15 protein-coding genes, 1 pseudogene and 1 riboswitch are annotated in these 19,532 nt (G+C 60.0%); of the genes and pseudogenes, 8 read left to right on the forward strand and 8 right to left on the reverse strand.

The window, feature by feature from the left end; all coding sequences use genetic code 11:
• Nucleotides 1-22 precede the first annotated feature (22 nt).
• Both ABXR19_RS04720 and ABXR19_RS04725 read right to left on the reverse strand, forming a co-directional pair.
• Nucleotides 23-1,024, reverse strand: a complete 1,002-nt coding sequence (locus ABXR19_RS04720; protein ID WP_354599941.1) for a branched-chain amino acid ABC transporter permease — start codon at nt 1,022-1,024, stop codon at nt 23-25.
• Between the two features lie 284 nt (nt 1,025-1,308).
• Complete coding sequence (locus tag ABXR19_RS04725; RefSeq protein ID WP_354599942.1) at nt 1,309-2,421, reverse strand: branched-chain amino acid ABC transporter substrate-binding protein; 1,113 nt, start codon at nt 2,419-2,421, stop codon at nt 1,309-1,311.
• Nucleotides 2,422-2,756: 335 nt separating this feature from the next.
• Between ABXR19_RS04725 and bamE the strand changes: the two genes are divergently transcribed.
• The 5 genes and pseudogenes from bamE to ABXR19_RS04750 form a co-directional block, all read left to right on the forward strand.
• On the forward strand, nt 2,757-3,278 hold the full coding sequence (gene bamE / locus ABXR19_RS04730; RefSeq protein WP_354599943.1) for an outer membrane protein assembly factor BamE domain-containing protein: 522 nt from the start codon (nt 2,757-2,759) through the stop codon (nt 3,276-3,278).
• Between the two features lie 53 nt (nt 3,279-3,331).
• Nucleotides 3,332-3,421, forward strand: a riboswitch (S-adenosyl-L-homocysteine riboswitch).
• Nucleotides 3,422-3,515: 94 nt separating this feature from the next.
• Nucleotides 3,516-7,205, forward strand: a complete 3,690-nt coding sequence (metH, locus tag ABXR19_RS04735) for a methionine synthase (protein WP_354599944.1) — start codon at nt 3,516-3,518, stop codon at nt 7,203-7,205.
• A gap of 374 nt (nt 7,206-7,579) precedes the next feature.
• Complete coding sequence (locus ABXR19_RS04740; RefSeq protein WP_354599945.1) at nt 7,580-7,954, forward strand: helix-turn-helix transcriptional regulator; 375 nt, start codon at nt 7,580-7,582, stop codon at nt 7,952-7,954.
• Between the two features lie 3 nt (nt 7,955-7,957).
• Nucleotides 7,958-9,301, forward strand: coding sequence for a type II toxin-antitoxin system HipA family toxin (locus ABXR19_RS04745; protein ID WP_354599946.1), 1,344 nt, complete (start codon nt 7,958-7,960; stop codon nt 9,299-9,301).
• A gap of 23 nt (nt 9,302-9,324) precedes the next feature.
• Nucleotides 9,325-9,585: pseudogene (locus tag ABXR19_RS04750) on the forward strand (vitamin B12 dependent-methionine synthase activation domain-containing protein); the annotation flags it as partial.
• A gap of 93 nt (nt 9,586-9,678) precedes the next feature.
• On the opposite strand, the gene ABXR19_RS04755 reads toward ABXR19_RS04750, so the two are convergent.
• Both ABXR19_RS04755 and ABXR19_RS04760 read right to left on the reverse strand, forming a co-directional pair.
• Nucleotides 9,679-10,230, reverse strand: coding sequence for a hypothetical protein (locus tag ABXR19_RS04755; protein WP_354599948.1), 552 nt, complete (start codon nt 10,228-10,230; stop codon nt 9,679-9,681).
• Nucleotides 10,231-10,239: 9 nt separating this feature from the next.
• Nucleotides 10,240-11,325: a GmrSD restriction endonuclease domain-containing protein gene (locus ABXR19_RS04760; protein ID WP_354599949.1), complete on the reverse strand. Its 1,086-nt coding sequence runs from the start codon at nt 11,323-11,325 to the stop codon at nt 10,240-10,242.
• A gap of 250 nt (nt 11,326-11,575) precedes the next feature.
• Between ABXR19_RS04760 and ABXR19_RS04765 the strand changes: the two genes are divergently transcribed.
• Nucleotides 11,576-12,118 carry an REP-associated tyrosine transposase gene (locus ABXR19_RS04765; RefSeq protein ID WP_354599950.1) on the forward strand — a complete coding sequence of 181 codons (543 nt, stop codon included), beginning with the start codon at nt 11,576-11,578 and terminating at the stop codon, nt 12,116-12,118.
• 286 nt (nt 12,119-12,404) lie between these two features.
• Here the strand turns inward: ABXR19_RS04765 and ABXR19_RS04770 are convergent, their stop codons facing one another.
• On the reverse strand, nt 12,405-13,556 hold the full coding sequence (locus ABXR19_RS04770) for an efflux RND transporter periplasmic adaptor subunit (protein ID WP_354599951.1): 1,152 nt from the start codon (nt 13,554-13,556) through the stop codon (nt 12,405-12,407).
• Nucleotides 13,557-13,564: 8 nt separating this feature from the next.
• Nucleotides 13,565-15,022, reverse strand: coding sequence for an efflux transporter outer membrane subunit (locus tag ABXR19_RS04775; RefSeq protein WP_354599952.1), 1,458 nt, complete (start codon nt 15,020-15,022; stop codon nt 13,565-13,567).
• A gap of 434 nt (nt 15,023-15,456) precedes the next feature.
• On the opposite strand from ABXR19_RS04775, the gene ABXR19_RS04780 reads away from it, so the two are divergent.
• Entirely contained in the window at nt 15,457-16,743 is a 1,287-nt protein-coding gene (locus ABXR19_RS04780; RefSeq protein WP_354599953.1) for a Fic family protein, read from the forward strand.
• Here the strand turns inward: ABXR19_RS04780 and ABXR19_RS04785 are convergent.
• Nucleotides 16,740-17,453: a YebC/PmpR family DNA-binding transcriptional regulator gene (locus ABXR19_RS04785; RefSeq protein ID WP_354599954.1), complete on the reverse strand. Its 714-nt coding sequence runs from the start codon at nt 17,451-17,453 to the stop codon at nt 16,740-16,742. The two genes, ABXR19_RS04780 and ABXR19_RS04785, sit on opposite strands and share 4 nt — an antisense overlap.
• Nucleotides 17,454-17,667: 214 nt before the next feature.
• Nucleotides 17,668-18,765: a rhamnogalacturonan acetylesterase gene (locus ABXR19_RS04790; protein ID WP_354599955.1), complete on the reverse strand. Its 1,098-nt coding sequence runs from the start codon at nt 18,763-18,765 to the stop codon at nt 17,668-17,670.
• A 300-nt stretch (nt 18,766-19,065) separates the two neighbouring features.
• Here ABXR19_RS04790 and ABXR19_RS04795 point away from each other — a divergent pair, with 300 nt between their 5' ends.
• Nucleotides 19,066-19,461 (forward strand): hypothetical protein, encoded by a 396-nt coding sequence (locus ABXR19_RS04795; protein WP_354599956.1) that lies wholly within the window; start codon nt 19,066-19,068, stop codon nt 19,459-19,461.
• The last annotated feature ends 71 nt before the right edge of the window (nt 19,462-19,532 follow it).

Genomic DNA, 19,532 nt, shown 5'->3' on the forward strand with positions numbered 1-19,532 from the left:
GGGGAGTCCCGAGAGTTGGTGCTTATGCGCGATCAGAAACGCGTTCGCCGAGCAGCCCGGTGGGGCGGAAGATCAGGACGATGCCGAGAATGACAAAGGCAAAGATGTCCTGATAGTTGCTCGACAGCAGTTCAAAGTGGCCACCATTGGCGCAGGTTTCCTGCAGCGAAATTGACTGAGCCCACAGCGGCAGATGGCACAGATCGGTAGCCGATCCCAGATAGCCGGCACCGATGGATTCGACCAGGCCGAGCACCAGACCTCCCACCATGGCGCCACCCAGATTACCGATGCCGCCCAGCACCGCCGCCGTGAAGGCCTTGATGCCGGGAGCGAAGCCCATTGCGTAGTGCGCCACGCCGTAATTCGAGGCGTACATCACGCCGGCAATGGCGGCGAGGCCGGAGCCGATGATGAAGGTCGTCGAAATGATCTTGTTGGTGTCCACGCCCATCAGGCTGGCAACGCGGTGATTCTCGGCCGTGGCACGCATGGCGCGGCCCAGCCGGGTCTTGTTCACCAGCAGGGTCAGGGCCAGCATCAGGAATGCCGAGCTGATCAGGATGATGATCTGCACTGGCGTGATGAATACACCGTCGACAGGCTGCAGCGGTGTGGTGGAAATCAGTTGCGGGAAGCTGTGGTAATTGCGTCCCCAGATGATCATGGCCAGGGTTTGCAGCAGGAAGGACATGCCGATGGCGGTGATCAGCGGCGCAAGGCGTGGCGCATTGCGTAATCGTCGATAGGCGGTGCGCTCGATAATATAGCCCATCGCCATGCACACGATCATGGCGACGCTGAGGCCGATCAGCAGCACAGGAATCGCGCCGAGGGCAGGCCAGGTCTTCTGTACGAAAACGACGACTTGCAGCGCGACCAGCGCGCCTACCATGAGTACGTCACCATGGGCAAAGTTGATCAGGCCCAGAATGCCGTAGACCATGGTGTAACCCAAGGCGACGAGCGCATATACGCTGCCGACGACGAGGCCGTTAATGATTTGCTGGAGCAGGGTTTCCATGGCTGGCGATAGTACCAAAGTGCTAGAGGCGGTTCATGATCTTACTGCGAGGCCGTGATCAGGGCTCATGCGCGGCTCGGAATCCTCATGTATCAACATACATTCCGGTTCCTGCGCTGCTCTTCACCCTGCTGACGGTCTCTCGCTATAGCTCATGAACAGCCTCAAAGGGGGGCGATTGTCCACACCTCGAACAAACCGGGCATTAATCAAGATCAAGAGTGCATTGCACAAAAACGGGGCGCAACAATCATGGCGCCCCGTTTCTGTGCTCAAGCGCGAGCTTACTTCAACGCGGCCCAGGTGCCTGCTTTGAATTGATACATGGTGATGGCGCCAAACTTGGTGTCACCCTTTTCGTCAAAGGCAACATTGCCCGTCACGCCCTTGAACTGAACCTTTTTCAGCGCAGGCAGGTACTTGACCGGATCGGACGAATTGGCGGCCTTCATGCCTTCGATGATCGCGGCAGCGGCATCGTAGGCGTAGGGTGCGTAATTCTGGATATCCACGTTGAAGCGCTTCTTGAAGCGATCCTTGAAGCCCTTGTCAGAGAGTTGTTCCAGCGGCAGGCCGGCTTGCGAGCAGTACGCTGCGTCGCTCATGGCATCACCCGCCAGTTTGATGAATTCAGGCGTGCAGCCACCATCGCCGGTGACGAACTTTGCCTTGATGCCGAGCTGCTTGATCTGCTTGAGCATCGGGCCGCCCTGCGCATCCATGCCGGCATAGACGATCACGTCCGGGTTCTTGGCCTTGATCTTGGTGAGGATGGCGGCGAAATCGGTGGCTTGATTGGTTGTGAATTCGCGGGACGTCAGCGTGCCGCCATTGCCCTTCACGCCTTTTTCCACTTCATCGGCCAGGCCTTGGCCGTAGGCCGTGCGGTCGTCAATGATCGCAACTTTCTTGCCCAGTTTGGTCGCCGCATATTTACCGATCACGCTGCCTTGCTGGGCATCGTTGGCCATGGTGCGGAAGATGTAGGGAAAGCCCTGCTGGGTCAGCGTCACATTGGTAGCCGAGGGCGAAACCATCGGGATGCCGGCCTGGTTGTAAATGCGCGAAGCCGGGATGGTGGTGCCGGAATTCAGGTGACCAATGATGCCCTTGACGCCTGCATCCACAAGGCGTTGTGCGACGATGTTGCCGGTCTTCGGGTCGGCAGCGTCGTCTTCTCCGATGAGTTCGAATTTAACCTTCTTGCCATCGATCATCACGCCCTTGGCGTTGTATTCCTCCAGGGCCAGACGCGCGCCGTTCTCATTGTCCTTGCCCATGTGGGCGACGTTGCCGGTCAGCGGGCCGACGTGGCCGATCTTCACGATTACTTCCTGCGCCTGGGCCAGGCCCGAAGCAAAGCTCAGTACGGCCAGTGCGATCACAGTCTTCTTCATCTGGATGGTCTCCTTGGATAGGTGGGTGCTGCGCATGCCTTGCGGAATGTCAGGCCGGGTGAGCCTGATGACGGATGGTACACAACAAAAAGCTGCGTGCTGCTTGTCAGCCAAGCCGTTCGAAAATTGGACGACCCGTGCTGCAGATCCGCTCGCAGCTTGCCTCTTCAGCATGCCATGCTGCAGAAGGCCGCCCTGTGCGCCTCTTCAGGCATCGCTTGCCGTCATGAGTCATGCAATTTCCGCGCCACGCGGCTCGGGGAATACACGCATAGCTTGGCGACCCGGCCCTGCGCTAGGCTGGGCATTATCTCCTGTGGTCTACGTGGTGAAACGTGCGAAGCATAATCCTCTCATCCCTGTTCTTGCTGGTCTGCGTGCTGAGTGCCTGCGGACCGGCCTCGCATGGCCTGGAGCCGGGCAAGGCGACGATGCCGCAGCTGCTGGATCAGATGGGCGAGCCGAGCATGGTGTGGTCAGAGGGTGATGGCAGTTTGCAGTTGGAGTTTGCGCGGATACCGAAGGGCGGCGGAAATTTCATGGCGCGTGTGGCACCGAACGGAATCCTGATGAGCCTGCAGCAAGTGCTGACCGAAGCCAATGTCGAGGCCTTGCAGCCAGGCATGAGCCGTGATCAGGTGAGGCGTGCGCTGGGGCGGCCGGGGTGGATTGAGGGGCGCGAATCTGGCGAGCTATGGCACTGGCCGCTGGATCAGAACCGCCCCGAAGTGTGGCAGGTAGACGCCCAGTTTTCTGTAGCAGGCACTTTGCTTGAGGTGCGCCGCAGCCGGATTCTCTACGGGCAGACCCTGGGCGGCGCAGCGGCGACTGGTCAGCAGAAGCGTCCGCAACTGTGATCCCAGGCTCGCCATCATCTCGCACCCTGATGAATTATCTGGGATAATCCGTCCTTTCCGAGGAGCGCTGCGAGGATCTGTCCAGATTCCCAGGCTCGGAACCCGCACCCGGTGCGGGCCAGATTCAACGGCGCTCACCGCTTCATGCAGATCTCGTGCGGAACGCCGGTGAGCCAGAAAACTCCCCCGCTTTTCCCCTCTGACTGCTGAGCGTTTGACACGCCCGGAGAATGACCCATGCAAGCCGACCGCACGACTGAACTGACCGCCCTGCTCAAACATCGCATCCTGATTCTGGATGGCGGCATGGGCACCCAGATCCAGCAATACAAGCTCACCGAGGCCGACTATCGCGGCACGCGCTTTGCCGATTTCAATCGCGATCTCAAGGGCAACAACGACCTGCTGCTGCTGACCAAGCCGGAAGTCATTGCTGAAATCCATCGCGCCTATCTGGAAGCCGGTGCTGACCTGATCGAGACTTGCACCTTCAACGGCACGCGCGTGTCGCAGGCCGAGTACGGGCTGGAAGACATCACCTACGAGCTGAACGTCGAAGGCGCGCGTCTGGTGCGCCAGCTGTGCGATGAATTCTCCGCTAAAGATCCCGCCAAGCCGCGTTTCTGCGCCGGCGTGATCGGACCGACATCGCGCACCCTGTCGATCTCTCCGGACGTGAATGATCCGGGCTATCGCAACATCAGCTTCGACGCGTTGGCCGAGGATTACTATCAGTCCGCCAAGGCCCTGATGGAAGGTGGCGCCGACATCCTGCTGATCGAAACCGTGTTTGACACGCTCAACGCCAAGGTCGCCGTGTTCGCCGTGCAGAAGCTTTTCGCCGATCTGGGCCGCACGCTGCCGATCATGATTTCCGGCACCATCACCGATGCCTCCGGCCGCACCCTGTCGGGCCAGACCGCCGAAGCCTTCTGGAATTCGCTGGCACATGCCAAGCCGATTTCCTTTGGTTTCAATTGCGCGCTGGGCGCCAAGGAACTGCGTCAGTACGTTGCCGAGACCTCCGGTTTCTGCAGCAGCTTTGTCTCCGCTCACCCGAATGCCGGCCTGCCCAATCCGCTCTCGCCCACGGGCTACGACGAAACGCCCGAACAGCTCGCTGCCGACATCACGGAATGGGCACAAGCCGGCTTCCTGAACATCATCGGTGGCTGCTGCGGCACCACGCCCGCGCATATCCGTGCCATCTCGGAAGCCGTGGCGACGATCAAACCGCGCAGCATTCCCGAAATCGAAGTGCGCCAGCGCCTGTCCGGCCTGGAACCCTTCAGCATCGGCGCCGACAGCCTGTTCGTGAACGTCGGCGAGCGCAACAACGTCACCGGCTCCAAGGCCTTCGCCCGCATGATTCTCGAAGGGCGCTTCGACGATGCACTGGCCGTGGCCCGCCAGCAGGTAGAGAACGGCGCGCAGGTCATCGACATCAACATGGACGAAGCCATGCTGGATTCGAAGGCCGCGATGGAGCGCTTCCTCAAGCTCATCGCGGTTGAGCCGGATATCGCGCGCGTGCCGATCATGATCGACTCTTCCAAGTGGGAGATCATCGAAGTCGGCCTGCAATGCATTCAGGGTAAAGGCATCGTCAATTCCATTTCGATGAAGGAAGGCGAAGCTGCGTTCCTGCATCACGCCAAATTGTGCATGCAGTATGGCGCGGCCGCCGTGGTGATGGCCTTCGACGAAAAGGGCCAAGCCGACACCTATCAGCGCAAGACGGAGATCTGCAAGCGCGCTTACGATCTGCTGATGGGCATCGGCTTTCCGCCCGAAGACATCATTTTCGACGCGAACATCTTCGCGATTGCCACCGGCATCGAAGAGCACAACAACTACGCCGTCGACTTCATCGAAGCCGTGCGCTGGATTCACACGAATCTGCCTTACGCCAAGACCAGCGGCGGCGTGTCCAACGTGAGCTTCAGCTTCCGTGGCAATGATCCGGTGCGCGAAGCGATCCACACCGTCTTCCTGTATCACGCCATCAAGGCGGGCCTCACCATGGGCATCGTCAACGCCGGCCAGTTGGGCGTGTATGACGATCTCGCGCCGGAGCTGCGCGACAAGGTGGAAGACGTCGTATTGAACCGTCATCCTGATGCGGGTGAGCGCCTCGTCGAATTCGCCCAGACCGTCAAAGGTCAGGCCAAGGAAAACGTGCAGGATCTGGCCTGGCGCGACTGGACCGTCGAAGCGCGCCTGTCGCACGCGCTGGTCAAGGGCATTACCCAGTTCGTGGTGGAAGACACCGAAGAAGTTCGTGCCAAGCTGTTCGCCGAGGGCAAGCCGCCGCTGGCCGTGATCGAAGGCCCGCTGATGGCCGGCATGTCCGTGGTGGGCGACCTGTTCCGCGACGGCAAGATGTTCCTGCCGCAGGTGGTCAAATCCGCCCGCGTCATGAAATCCGCCGTGGCCCACCTGATCCCCTTCATCGAGGAGGAGAAGAAGCGCACCGGTGCCGCCGGCAAGGGTACGGTCATCATGGCGACCGTCAAGGGCGATGTGCATGACATCGGCAAGAACATCGTCGGCGTCGTGCTCAGCTGCAATGGTTACGAAGTCATCGACCTAGGCGTGATGGTGCCCACCGAGAAGATCCTGCACGCCGCGAAAGAACATGGCGCGCAGATCATCGGCCTGTCCGGCCTGATCACGCCCTCGCTGGAAGAGATGAGCCATGTCGCCGCCGAGATGCAGCGTCAGGGCTTTTCTGTGCCGCTGCTGATCGGTGGCGCCACCACCAGTCGCGCCCACACCGCCATCAAGATCGCGCCGCACTACGAACACCCCGTCGTGTACGTGCCGGATGCCTCACGCGCCGTTGGCGTCGTGACCAGCCTGCTGTCCATCGACGGCCGCGATGCGTACGTTGCGGAAGTGGCCGAGGATTACGAAAAAGTGCGCCAGCAGCACGCCGCCAAGGCCGGCGTGAAACTGGTGTCGCTGGCCGCTGCGCGCGCCAACCGATTCAAGTGGAACAGCGATGCGGCTTATGTGCCGGCCAAGCCTGCACGCGCCGGCATCCAGCGTCTGCGTAACATCGATCTGGCCACGCTGGAGCCCTACATCGACTGGGCGCCCTTCTTCCAGACCTGGGATCTGGCCGGCGCCTATCCGGCGATCCTGACGGACAAGGTGGTGGGCGAAACCGCGACGAATGTTTTCAAGGATGCGCAGAGGATGCTCAAGCAGGCCATCGACGGACGCTGGATTGAGGCCCATGCCGTCTTCGGGCTCTTCCCGGCGGCTGCGCAGAATGACGACGTGTTGATCTACAAGGACGAATCGCGCACCGAAATCATCGCCGCCTGGCGCGGCCTGCGCCAGCAGCACGAACGCCCGGCCGGCAAGCCCAACTACTGCCTCAGCGATTTCATCGCCGATGCAGATTCAGGCGTGCCCGATTACATCGGCGCTTTCGCCGTCAGCGCCGGGCGTAATCTGGAAAAGCGCGTCGCCGAATACGAAGCCGTGCATGACGACTATCACGCCATCATGCTCAAGGCCATCGCCGACCGCTTCGTCGAGGCTGCCGCCGAATGGCTGCATCAGCGTGTGCGCACCGATTACTGGGGCTACGCGGCGGGCGAAGCGCTGGATCGGGATGCACTGATAGCCGAGCAATACGTCGGCGTGCGCCCCGCCCCCGGCTACCCGGCCTGCCCGGATCACACCGCCAAGGGCGAGATCTTCAAGCTGCTCAATCCCGAAGAAGCCATCGGCATGACCCTGACCGAAACCTACGCCATGAGTCCGGCGGCTGCGGTCAGCGGCTTCTACCTGGCCCACCCCGATGCGCAGTACTTCGCCGTAAGCAAGATCGGTGAGGATCAGATGAAGGATTGGGCGGCGCGGGCGGGCTTCAGCGAGGGCGAGGCCAAGCGCTGGTTGGCACCAGTGCTGTGATTTTCTGAGTTGGTGAAATGAACAAGGGCCGCGATTGCGGCCCTTGTTCATTCAAGTCATTTGACATCACAGTCCCGTCGTTCCCGCGACGGCGGGAACCCAGTGACTTCGCGAACGCCGCTGGATTCCCGCCTTCGCGGGAACGACATCGGAGAGACGGCATCTCCTTGAGTGACCAGTCTCCAGCGATTGCGGCCCTTTATGATTCGATTCGCAGGCTAGGGCCGCGCGCCTTTCGGGCAGACTGATGCATAGAAAGGCTGTTGATTTTAATTACAGCTAATAGACTGTTTTTTAAATTAACAGTGCGAAAGCTGTATTTTTGATTTACAGTTAATTGTGTGTATTTAAAGTCTGTGCGCAAGGAGGCCTCCATGAACTATCCGATTACCACGCTGGATCAATTGCGCCCGATCCTGCTCGGCTTCCGCAAGTCCAGAGGGCTTACGCAATCGGCGCTGGCCGAACTGCTGGGGGTGACCCAGCAAACCTATGCACAGTTGGAGACCAATCCGGCCTCTGCCAGCGTCGAGCGTCTGTTCAAAGTGCTGCGGGTGTTGGGGGTCGAGTGGGTGCTTGCTGATGCAAGGGTGATCATGAGCTCTGTGGCCGACGCTGATCCGCAGGCCGCGAGCGCTTACCCCGTGCCACTTCATTCCGTTGAGGCGCGCCAGCACCAAGCGGCCGAGCCTTCACGCAGCGCGCCGAAGAACGGCCGTAGCGCAACAAAAAAGCGGGAGGCCTGGTAGCTCATGGCCAAACGAAGCTCGCGCCTGCTGCGCCTGAATATCTGGATGAACGGTCTTCCTGTGGGCTATTGGGAGCACACCTCACGCGGCGAGCAGCTCGGCTATTTCGAGGAATGGATTGCCGATGAGCAAGGGCGCCCCTTGTCGCTCTCGCTGCCCTTCACGCCGGGCAATCAAGTCTGGAAGGGCGACCGGGTTGCCGCCTTCTTTGACAATCTGTTGCCCGACAGCGATGCGATCCGACTGCGTCTGGCGCGGCGCTACAAGGCCGAGAGCGTTGCGCCCTTCGACCTGCTCGCAACGCTTGGGCGCGATTGTGTCGGCGCCATCCAGTTGCTGGCGCCTGATCTCGAACCTGAGGCGCTGCACAGCATTCAGGGCGAGGCAATTGATGAGGCGGGCATCGCACAATTGCTGCGCAATGTCACCGCAGGCATGCCGCTCGGGCAGGACGAGCGTGGCGATGATCTGCGCCTGTCGATTGCGGGCGCACAGGAGAAAACCGCCTTGCTGCGCCAAGGCGCGCAGTGGCTCCTGCCACATGGCAGCACCCCCACCACGCATATCTTCAAGCTGCCGCTGGGGCTGGTCGGCAACATGCAGGCCGACATGCGCAGCTCGGTCGAAAATGAATGGCTCTGCTCAAAAATCGTGGCCGCTTACGGTTTGCCGAGTGCCGCCTGCGAAATTGCCCGCTTCGAGGATCAGAAGGTTCTGGTCGTCGAGCGCTTCGACCGCCGGCCCGCCAGCGATGCCAGCTGGATCATCCGCCTGCCGCAGGAGGATCTATGCCAGGCCACCGGCACGCCGCCCCTGCGCAAATACCAGGCCGATGGCGGCCCCGGCATCGCCACGATCATGAACATCCTGGCGGGCTCAGAATCCGCCGCACAAGACCGCCGCAACTTCTTCAAGACGCAGATCGTCTTCTGGCTGCTGGCCGCCACCGACGGCCATGCCAAAAACTTCAGCCTCTTCCTGCTGCCTGGCGGGCGCTTCAAAGCCACGCCTTTGTACGATGTGCTCTCTGCTTTTCCGATTATGGGCAAAGGCAGAAACAAGCTCCCGCCCAGCAAGGCCAAGCTCGCCATGGCCATTCGTGGCAGTGAAAATTACTACGGCCTGCAACAGATCCAGCGCCGTCACTGGATTGCCATGGCCCAGCAGCTGGGGCTTGGGCGTGAGCTGGCAGAGTCCGTGATCCAGGAAACGCTGGATGCAACAGAGCGCGTGCTTGCCGAGGTCGCTGCGCAGCTCCCCGGCGATTTTCCGCTGGATGTGGCTGAGGCTGTTTTTGCGGGCATCCGGGCGCAGGGCGGCCGTCTTGTGGCGATGCCACGCGGATGATCGTCGGGCTACCTGCGCGGATGCCAAGCTACCCGGCCTGCCCGGATCACACCGCCAAGGGCGAGATCTTCAAGCTACTCAATCCTGAAGAAGCCATCGGCATGACTCTGACCGAAACTTACGCCATGAACCCGGCGGCAGCGGTCAGCGGCTTCTATCTGGCTCACCCCGATGCGCAGTATTTTGCGGTGAGCAAGATCGGTGAGGATCAGCTGAAGGACTGGGCTGTGCGCGCGGGCCTCAGCGAGGGCGAGGCCAAGCGCTGGCTGGCGCCGGTGTTGTGATTATTCCGCTTTGTTGTTTTGATGGGCGAATTTGCTAGTCAGGTTCGAAAAGGTCGCCGTGGGAAATTGGATTAGGGGTACTGAATCTGCGGCCTACAGCAGGTTGCGGATTTTCAGCTCAGAAACCAGTACATCAAATCCTTTGTAGATGCATTCAGCATGCTTCTTCACCACAGCAGGGGAGTTTAGGTGAGTTAATTTTTTAACTTCAGCTTCATTGAAATGAGTATGGGCGTGAGTGTTCCGCAATTTTTTGTACTGGTTGCTTTGGATGGTTGATTCCAAAATGTAGAATGGACTTCCCGGAGAGCGTAGATCTGAAATTAACAGGTCGTAACGTTCCATGCCGATAACAAAAGCCATCATTGGCATAAAATTTTGGTACATGTCGAAGCCGTAATTTTTTTCGATCAACTCGGTTAGCCGCGACTTGCATTCAACGGTTTTCAGGCTGGCTGCGAATAGTCCCGCAATGTGGTCTTGAGCCTCTTCAATCCATCCGCATAGCTCTAATGCGGCGTATTTGCAAAACTGGCTCGGCTGACCAGGTTCTGGCTTTGCCGGGGGGGCTGGCGGATTTGTAACTTTCCCGAAGTAGTACTCAAGCATGTCAAGCGAGGCCAGCAGGCGGGCATTCGATAACATCCAGATTCCTCAACTGAGTGCTTGAATTGCTTCGTTAATACGCTGCTGGACATGTTCTGTCCGCGACAGATCAGAGCTCAATGCTGCTGTCTGTAGTAACTCAATTTTATAAAACTTTCCGATCTTTTTCTTCATGGCAAGCGGCGTACTTGACAACAGAGATTTGGAGTTTATCGCAACGGCCACAAGTAACGCCTCCGCCTGCGAAAACCCGATCTTCTCGATGTGTTCTGCTACCTTCGTGACAAATATCTCCGCAACCTGCTCAAACCTTCTTTTGTATTTTTTAATTTGAGCTGCACCATCTAAGCGATGGCATTTCATGAAAGTGTTCAAAAACGTTGTGAGGTTCCCATTGTAGGATTCCAGATTATCTTGGAAGGCGAAGATACGGAGGATTAGTTCGACGGAACGAAAGCGATCTTTTCGCCCAGTAATGTATTTTTTTGCCTCGATCCAATTTGGGGTGTCGTCTAGGGTCATCAACATAGAGTTGAAATCTCCAGAGTAGATGCAATTTCTAATTTCTTGGTTCGTTAAACGAATCCCTCCCGCGTTCAGGCGATGGAATATTTTAAAAAGATATTCCATGTGTTCCCCGGATGAGAAGTCACATCGCAGAACCGTCACCGGTAAGGTCAGGTTCTCAACTCGTTCATACATGACATGTAAGGGAGACGTTGCGTCCCGCAATGCGCTAACTCGTTCGCCCGCAATTTTCGGGTCAATATCAGGCAGTTTGGATAGCTTCCATTCTGATTTTGGGTCCAAGAACTCGACAATGGACGACATCCGTTGCAGACCATCAATAACAATCCACTTGGCCGTACTGTTGTCGTACCCAAAACACATGCTCGGTATTGGCAATTGTTTCATCAAAGAATCGATAAAACGGGTCTTGTCTGGGGATTTCCAGACGACATCCCGCTGAAAGTCAGGTTTGATCTCAAGCTGACCCTTCGAGTAGAGTCTATATAGATCAGCGCATGAACGCAGTTCGTTGTAGACAACTATGTCTGGGGGAGGATCCTGTGGTGCTGCATATGAATCCTCGTATGCCTGCTCAGCACTGGTGATTTTGCTTGATGTTGCCATGACGTTTCCATGTTTTATTGTTGAGTTTTCGAGCAGGCAAAGCAGGAACGAAAACACTCACTAGCTGGTACCCTCACAAGCGAACTCTACTATGTATTTGGACTTTTTGTTTGCACTCTATATTTGTATCATGCTCAGGCGCTGAATTTAGCCCGGTAGGGTGGGCACGGTGTGCCCACGCAGTTCTTTGATGTACGTTCGGAAGCGTGGGCTCACCGAGCCCACCCTACGAATGGCATAGGGGGAACGGATGAGCCACTACCGTCGTGCGGTACAGCCTGGAGGGAGCTTCTTCTTCACCGTCGTCACTTATCGTCGGCAGCCCTGGCTTGTTGAGGCTGCGGCTCGCGCAGCCTTGCGCGAGGCGATCACGCGTACGCGCGAAAAACATCCTTTCTCGATTGATGCCTGGGTGCTGATGCCGGATCACCTGCATTGCATCTGGACACTGCCACCGGGCGATAGCGATTTTGCGACGCGCTGGTCGTTGATCAAGCGGCGCGTCTCCATGGCGCTCGGTGAAAGCCTGCATATTGAGGCGTGGATGAGCGCTTCCAAGGAAAAGCATCGGGAAAGCACCTTGTGGCAACGCCGCTATTTCGAACACACGTTGCGTGACGACGCAGACTTTGCGCGTTGGGTGGATTACATCCATTACAACCCGGTCAAGCACGGTCATGCCACGCGTGTAGTTGGTTGGCCGTGGTCGTCCTTCCACCGGTATGTGGCTACGGGGCTCTGCGCGTCTGATTGGGCGGGCGATTCATCCGCTGAAGCCTTCGGCGAAGAGTGAAAACTGTAGGGTGGGCACGGTGTGCCCACGCGGTTTGGGTCATTTTGCTGCTGGCGCGTGGGCTCACCGAGCCCACCCTTCCGGACTTTTGTATGCCTGCAGAGCCGCATGGGGCAGCCCTCTCCGGGCAGGCATGCCCAAGGCCCAATGCTGACAACGATCTTTGCGATGCATTGCCTAAGAACCTTGCTGCATGCGGATCTTCAGGCAGGTGCTGGGCGGGACGGTCAGCCAGCAGGCCGCGCTCGTCCCCAGCTCAGATTGATTCCGGCAAGCGCGCCTTGGCTCAGGATTTTGCTGGCGCTTCGGGTTTTTGTGCGGCTGGCTCGGCCTTCGGGTTTTCCGGGAGGAGTTCTTCCAGGTCGCGCGCAACCACCCGGCTGCGTTCGCTCAGGCCGGCGGCGATGACTTCTTTCTTGTCATCCTGAGTGCGACCGATGCTGACTTTGATGGCCTGCACCTGGTTGTTTTCAAGCGTGAAGACGCGGTCGCCATCCTTGTCGTGAAGGATGGCGGCGGCCGGCAGGACCAGCGCTTTGCGCGTGGTGCTGAGGCTGCCGGTCACGCGCAAGCCGGCTTTGAGCTGGCTGTCGGCGGGCAGGTCGACGTAGACGAGGCCGGTGTGGGTTTTGATGTCGATGGTGGGGGCGACGCGACGCACCCGGCCTTTGAGTTCTTCGCCCAGCGGGCTGGCGATGACGACTTCCTGACCGGGTTCGATGCGCAGCAGTGTTTTGCCTGGCACTTCGGCGCGCCATTCGAGGCGTGCCTGGCGGATCAGGCGAAAAAGCTCGCTGGCGGTGCGCACGATATCGCCCTCAGCCGCTGTGCTGGCCGAGATCAGGCCATCGTCCGGGGCGAGGAGTTTGGCGGATTCGAGTTTGCGTTCCTGCGCCTTGACGCGGGTGCGCGCCACGGCGAGCTGGGCGATGGCGGTTTGTTTCTGGGTTTCGTACTGGGCGAGTTCTTGCTGGCTGACGCCGCCGGAGGGGAGCAGGCGTTGGGCGCGGCCGAGGGTGGCTTCGGCCTGACTGTGCGTGGCCTTGGCTTCGATCAGCTGGGCGTTGACGGCTTCCAGCTCGGTTTCGACGCTGGCGGTGTCGAGTACGGCGAGCACCTGGCCCTTACGTACGAAGTCGCCAATATTCACCTGCACACTGGTCAGGCGAAGCCCGCCGGTTTCTGCAAAGACCAGCACTTCCTGCCAGGGCATGACATTGCCTTCCACTTCGACGCGGTCAGGCCACAGCTCGATCTTCGGCCGGATTACGGGCAGCTTGCGCAAGTCGGGCGCCGGGCGGGCGCCGGCCTCCGAGCCGGCGTGTGCGATCTGGGCGGTGGCTGTCGGCGCCTTGTCGTCAGCAAGAGCGGGCGTGCTGAGGCAGAGCGTGCTGAGCAGCAGGGCGGGAAGGCGAAGGGATGTGAGAAGTTTTGGCATGGTGTGATTCATGAGGATTTGCCCGGGGCGGCGGGTTCGGGCGCGTAGTCGGCCGCGCCACCGGTCGCGCGGTTCAGCGCGATCCAGGCTTGCAGGCGTTCCTTCTGCACGCTGAGCAGGCTTTGCTGGGCATCGAGGCGGGTGCGCCGCGCGTCTTCCAGTTCCAGCAGGTTGCTGGCGCCTTCGCGGTAACGGTTTTCGACGACCTTGAAAAATTGATCGTACTGCCTGGCGGCGGTGCGTGCATTTTCGGTGCGATCGAGGGTGGCGGCGTAGCGGGTGAGCGCGTTTTCGATTTCCTGAATGGCTTCGCGAGCCTTGGCCTTGTAGGCCGCCAGCGCCTCGGCATAACGCGATTCGGCGGATTTCACGGCGGCGGCACGGCGGCCGCCATCGAAGATGGGCAGGCTCATCGAGGGGCCGAATGACCAGGAGCCGAAGGACAGGTAGCCGCCGCCAGTGCTGCTGCCGTTGCTTGAATAGCCGAGTTCGCCATTGAGGGCGATGCGCGGGAAGCGATCCGCTTCGGCTAGCCCGACATCGGCCGAGGCGGCGGCGAGCGAGCGTTCCACGGCGCGCACGTCGGGGCGCTGCATCACGGCCTGGGCGGGAATGGCAACGTCAAAATGGCGGGGCTCGGGCAGGCGGTTCAGGCCGGTGGGCGCCTGGGCCAGCAGCTTGGCCAGAGTCGGCCGGGCGATGCCGCTCAGGCGGGTGATCAGATTCTCCAGTTGCTGGCACTGCGAGCGGCTGTCGCTGAGGCGGGTTTTGGCTTCAGCCACCGAGGCCGCACTGCGGATGGCCAGATAAGGCGCAGTGAAGCCGACCTCGGCGCTGTCCGCGGTGAGTTTGCGGGTGGCTTCGCGGGAGGACAGATCCTGTTCGCTGAGAGTTTCTTGCGACTGGCAGGCGCGGTAGCTCAGGTAAGCATCGGCCACATCGGCGGCCAGACTCACGCGGGCATCGGCAAGGGTGGCGAGCTGGGCTTCTTCGCGCGCCGCCGCGCCTTCGCTGCCACGACGCACGGCGCCGAACAAGTCCAATTCCCAGCTTGAATTCAGCGACAGCCAGCCGCTGTTGGACGGCGCCGAGTCGGGGCCTGAATCTGCGCGTTGTCCGGCCGCGCTGGCGCCTAGCCCTGGCAGGGCCGCGCCGCTCGCCTGGGCATGCGCGGCGCGCGATTCATTGAGGCGGGCCAAGGCGGCTTCGAGCGTCGGACTGTTGCTGAAGGCTTCGTTGACCAGATCGTTCAGGGCCGGGTCAGCAAGCTCGGCCCACCACTGCGCGGCGGCGGCTTGAGGCGCCGTTGCGGCGGCTTTGCCTGTCGGCGAGGTCCAGCGCTGAGGAAGCTCGGTTTCCGAGAGTTTTGGCGTCTTGTAATCCGGCCCCACGGCTTTGCATCCGCACAGGATGAGGGAGACACAGAATGCACCCCACCTTAAACCCGGGGCGATACGGCTGAGCATGTTGAATCCTTTTTTTGCCGGCAGAGTGCTTGGCTGTGGAGTGCCTTTGGTTTGTCGGCATTGGTGAGCTTAGATTGAAAATGGTTCCATACGCGCCTGCCTGAGCCGTGAAAGATTGGGGGGCCGTCTGCCATGTGTCAAGCCTGGTTTTGCACAGGGATGCGGTACGGGGCATGGGGATGAAACGGGCGGGGGGCTTGTTCGGGGTCGGGGGAGGCCACGGAAATCGCCAAGACCTGAGTAGATTAAGTGTTGCAATCTTGCAAAGCGCCTGAACGTTTACTAATTCACTATTGATTTAGTAGACGACTATTGTCTGAAGTGCTAATTTCCTACTAATTAAGCACTAAGTTAGTAGAAAAATGCGTATTCCTCGCCCCCCCCCCTCTCTGCACGAGATACTGTCCTCACTGAACGAGCCTGATGCCCTCCGCTTGCTGGCTCAGCACGCCAATCCTTTGCCTGCAGGACGCTACCTGCATCACGAAGAGCTGCGTTACCGGACTCCGCCTGAAGGGCTGAGCCACGAGCAGTGGTGGGCGGCTACAAGCTTGGGGCGCACGCCCTTGCTGCAGTTATTGCCGTTGCAAGACAAAAACGGAGAGCCCTTTCGCTTCGCCACGCCGCAGCCGGTGTTGATCGACCTGCACCACATCGACCGCGATGCGGCTGGGCAGATTCGCGCGCCCGAAGGGGCTTCAATCCATGAGAACAGGCAGCCCTATCTGCTCGCCTCGCTTATCGAAGAAGCCATTACCTCCAGCCAGATCGAAGGTGCCGCGACGACCCGCAAGGTGGCCGCTGGCATGCTGCGCGAAGGGCGGCGACCGCGTGATCACGGCGAGCAGATGATCTACAACAATTACCGCGCGATGGAACATCTGCGGGAGCTGCGCGAGGAGCCGATCACGCCTGCCCGCGTGCTTGAGCTGCATCGCATCCTGACGCTCGACACACTCGAAAACCCGGACGATGCGGGGCGCCTGCGGACCAGCAACGATGTGGATGTGATTGATCAGCGGGATGGCAGCATCCTGCATTCGCCACCCGATTTTCAGGACCTGCCGAAGCGGCTTGAGGCGCTATGCGCTTTCGCCAACGCTGGCGAAGACACGGCGCCCTTCGTGCATCCGGTGCTACGCGCCATCCTGTTGCACTTCATGATCGGCTACGACCATCCTTTTGTGGATGGCAATGGCCGTACTGCACGTGCCCTGTTCTACTGGGCCATGGCACGCAGCGGTTACTGGCTGATGGAATTCGTGTCGATCTCGCACATCATCAAGCTGGCGCCCGCAAAATACGTTCGCGCTTACCTGCATACCGAGACAGATTACGGAGACGCCACTTATTTTCTGCTCCACCAGCTCACGACCATCCGTCGCGCCATCTCTGCGCTGCATGAGTACATCGCACGTAAAACGGCCGAAAAGCAGGATGCCGAACGCTTGTTGGCCAGCAATACGCCACAGCTGCGCTTCCGGCTTAACCACCGCCAGATAGGTCTGCTTCAAAGCGCCCTCAAACACCCCGAAGCCGCGCTGCGTATCGATGCGCACCAGAATACTCATGGCGTCGTCTATCAGACCGCCCGCGCAGACCTGCTGGATCTCGAGTCCCTCGGGCTGTTCATCAAAGCCAAACGTGGCAAAGCGTATGAGTTTTACCCGGTGCCAGAGCTGCGTACCAAGGTGGCGGCGCTGGCGGCCGAACAGCTTTAATCCGTCAACGCCACATACACATTCTGCACATCGTCGTTCTCGTCAATCGCAGCGAGGAAGGCTTCGACTTCTTCCAGCGCCTCAGCGCTCAGGCTGGCGGCGCTGACGGGGTTCTTGGCCTTGTAGCCGAGCTTGGCGGACAGCACGTTGAAGCCGTGCGTGGCGAGCGCCTTGCTGACCAGATCGAGCTCGCTCGGGTCGGTGTAGAACAGCGTCGTGCCTTCTTCTTCACCTGCCTCCAGATCCTGGGCGCCGGCTTCGATGGCGGCTTCTTCGGGGTCGATGCCTTTGGCGGTCGGCTCGGCTTCGATCATGCCGAGGTGGTCGAAATCCCAGGCCACGGCGCCCGATGCGCCAAGCTGACCCTTGCGGAACAGCACGCGCATTTCGGGTGCGGTGCGGCGCACGTTGTCGGTCAGGCATTCGACCATCACGGCGACCTGATGCGGCGCGAAGCCTTCGTAGATGACCTGCTCGAAATTGACCGGTTCGTCGGTCAGGCCGGCGCCGCGCTTGATCGCGCGTTCCAGCGTGTCCTTGGGCATGGACGCCTTGCGCGCCTGCTCCACGGCGAGGCGCAGGCGCGAATTCATCGCCGGATCGGCGCCACCGCGGGCGGCGACGAGGATTTCCTTGACCAGCTTGCCGAAGACGCGGCCCCTGACATTCGCGGCGATGTCTTTATGCTTTGCTTTCCACTGCGCGCCCATGACGCTTGCTCCTTGCTTGATGTGTTGGTGAGTGCTCGCGAAGGAGCCTTTCTTGAAGCCCTGCATTCTAAGGCGTCAAGGATGTAATGCGCCCACCATTCCGCTGCGGTTTCCGGGTCTGGGATGACAAAAGGCCGCAAGTGCGGCCTTTTGTTCTTGCGTTCAGGCGGCTTGCGGAACGACTTGCATCGATCCGCTTGCCGCGCATGCGCACTTATTTCAGGTATTGCACCAGCGGTGAGTTGAGTGTGCGGATGCCGTCCACCACCAGCTTGCCGACGGCTACTGCACCCTTCTCGCGGAAGTGGGTGTTGTCGGTCGTGTTCGAGGTGTAGCCGGGATAGCCTTCCGAGGCGAGCACATACAGGAAGTAGGCCTTGGAACCTGTGTCACCGACGCCGGTGAAGAAAGTCATGCTGCGTGCGGTCAGATCGATAACCGGTACGCCCATGCTCGTGCCCAGCTCGCGCACGGCTTGCGGATAGTCGCCGCCAGCGGTGGTGATGTGGCTGTTCTTCATCGTGCCCGAGCCGTCGGTCGCGAAGGTGCGACGCGTCACCGGGGTGATCAGGATCGGATGGGCGCCCTTGCTGATGGCATAGTCGACGTAGGTCTTCAGCGTGGTCTTGAAGGTCGTGGCGGCTGGATTGCCGTTCTCGTCGTTATGCCCGAACTGGATCAGGAAGTAGTCGCCGGCCTTGATCTGGCTCTTGATGCTGGTGTAATTCGTGGTGCTGAGGAAGCTGGTGGTGCTGGCGCCGGATTTGGCCAGATCGACTACGGTGGCGGAGCTGCTGAAATACTGCTGGAAGGTCTGGCCCCAACCCATACGCGGATAGCGGCTGGCGTCATAGACGCTGGCGGTGGAGTCGCCGGCGATGAAGATCTTGATGGCAGCGGTGCCACCGGAGCTGGAGGAGCTGCTGCTGGAGCTTGAAGAACTGCTTGAGCTTGAGCTGCTGCTGGAACTCGATGAGCTACTGGAGCTTGAGCTGGAAGAACTACTCGAACTAGAGGAGGAACTGGACGAGGAGCTGGACGAGCTGCTCGCCACGGCCGGGTTGTAGGAGCACCAGGCCGAGTTGCTCGGTGCGCCGGAGAAGTCGGCCAGTGTGCAGGCGAAGCTGCCGGTTAGCGTCTTGTAGGCGAAGACGCCGGACTTGCCGATTGCCACCTGGTGGGTGCCAACCATGCTGCTGCAGGTCTGGCCGACCTGGGCGCATTTGGTCCAGCCCGAAGGCGCGTCACTGGCAGCGAAGACGCTGCCTGACAGGGCGAGCGCGAAGGCGCCCAGAACGATACTGAGTTTCATATTTGTCTCCTGGTTTGGCGGTGTGGTCACGGGCAGCTTTGCTGCACGTCACGTTCCGCTCTGTTTTCAATTTTGTGTTTGAACCCGCAATCCAGCCGGGGCTAGGCAATGCGCGCGCATGAAGCTACCAGCGGGAAAAGCCCGGCTAAGGGTATATTTTTGAAGATGATCTGACTTGATCCGGATTGCGCTATTGCAGGTGAATCGTCTGTCGGGCCGGTTGCACTGCGAAAGCGGCGCTCGTGCGCATGTGGGAAACTGCGGACGGGCGATCAGCCCGACTTTTTTGGGGAGTCTGGAATGTGGAAAATCGTGTGGGCGATCTTGGCCGTTTGTGTGCTGGCGGGCTGCGCCAAGCCGGCCGATCCGGATCAGGCCGAGCAGGCGGTGCCGCAATTTCATATGTCCTTGATGGGCGGCGATTTCGCGGGGATCTATGGCCACGCGGCCAGGGAACTGCAGCAAGCTCAGTCGCAGCAGGATTTCGTGAGCTACCTGCAAAAAGTGCGCCGCACTCTGGGCGAGGTTAAAGGCGCGGAGCGGACGGCGACGAAAGTGGAGGGGCGACGCGTCACGTTGACCTATAAGACGGCCTACGCGAACGGTCCGGCGACAGAGGAGTTTGTGATCCGCGCCGATGAAGGGCAGGAACCCTTGCTAGTGGCTTACCGGCTGCTGACGCCAGCCTTGAAGTAGCCTGCCTGAAAAGTCATGCTGGTATTGACTGAGCGAGCAACGCTGCCTGCATAGGCAAGCGCAGTGCGGCT

It is taken from the genome of Uliginosibacterium flavum (assembly GCF_040566545.1).
GTDB classification, from domain to species: domain Bacteria; phylum Pseudomonadota; class Gammaproteobacteria; order Burkholderiales; family Rhodocyclaceae; genus Uliginosibacterium; species Uliginosibacterium flavum.

What these genes read in the sequence shown, in the direction of transcription:
- ABXR19_RS04765 (WP_354599950.1), top strand. Translation starts at nt 11,576, where the DNA reads ATGAGCCACTACCGTCGTGCGGTACAGCCTGGAGGGAGCTTCTTCTTC.
- ABXR19_RS04745 (WP_354599946.1), top strand. Translation starts at nt 7,958, where the DNA reads ATGGCCAAACGAAGCTCGCGCCTGCTGCGCCTGAATATCTGGATGAAC.
- ABXR19_RS04775 (WP_354599952.1), bottom strand. Translation starts at nt 15,022, where the DNA reads ATGCTCAGCCGTATCGCCCCGGGTTTAAGGTGGGGTGCATTCTGTGTC.
- ABXR19_RS04725 (WP_354599942.1), bottom strand. Translation starts at nt 2,421, where the DNA reads ATGAAGAAGACTGTGATCGCACTGGCCGTACTGAGCTTTGCTTCGGGC.
- ABXR19_RS04795 (WP_354599956.1), top strand. Translation starts at nt 19,066, where the DNA reads ATGTGGAAAATCGTGTGGGCGATCTTGGCCGTTTGTGTGCTGGCGGGC.
- ABXR19_RS04770 (WP_354599951.1), bottom strand. Translation starts at nt 13,556, where the DNA reads ATGCCAAAACTTCTCACATCCCTTCGCCTTCCCGCCCTGCTGCTCAGC.
- ABXR19_RS04720 (WP_354599941.1), bottom strand. Translation starts at nt 1,024, where the DNA reads ATGGAAACCCTGCTCCAGCAAATCATTAACGGCCTCGTCGTCGGCAGC.
- ABXR19_RS04785 (WP_354599954.1), bottom strand. Translation starts at nt 17,453, where the DNA reads ATGGGCGCGCAGTGGAAAGCAAAGCATAAAGACATCGCCGCGAATGTC.
- ABXR19_RS04755 (WP_354599948.1), bottom strand. Translation starts at nt 10,230, where the DNA reads ATGTTATCGAATGCCCGCCTGCTGGCCTCGCTTGACATGCTTGAGTAC.
- ABXR19_RS04760 (WP_354599949.1), bottom strand. Translation starts at nt 11,325, where the DNA reads ATGGCAACATCAAGCAAAATCACCAGTGCTGAGCAGGCATACGAGGAT.
- ABXR19_RS04790 (WP_354599955.1), bottom strand. Translation starts at nt 18,765, where the DNA reads ATGAAACTCAGTATCGTTCTGGGCGCCTTCGCGCTCGCCCTGTCAGGC.
- metH (WP_354599944.1), top strand. Translation starts at nt 3,516, where the DNA reads ATGCAAGCCGACCGCACGACTGAACTGACCGCCCTGCTCAAACATCGC.
- ABXR19_RS04740 (WP_354599945.1), top strand. Translation starts at nt 7,580, where the DNA reads ATGAACTATCCGATTACCACGCTGGATCAATTGCGCCCGATCCTGCTC.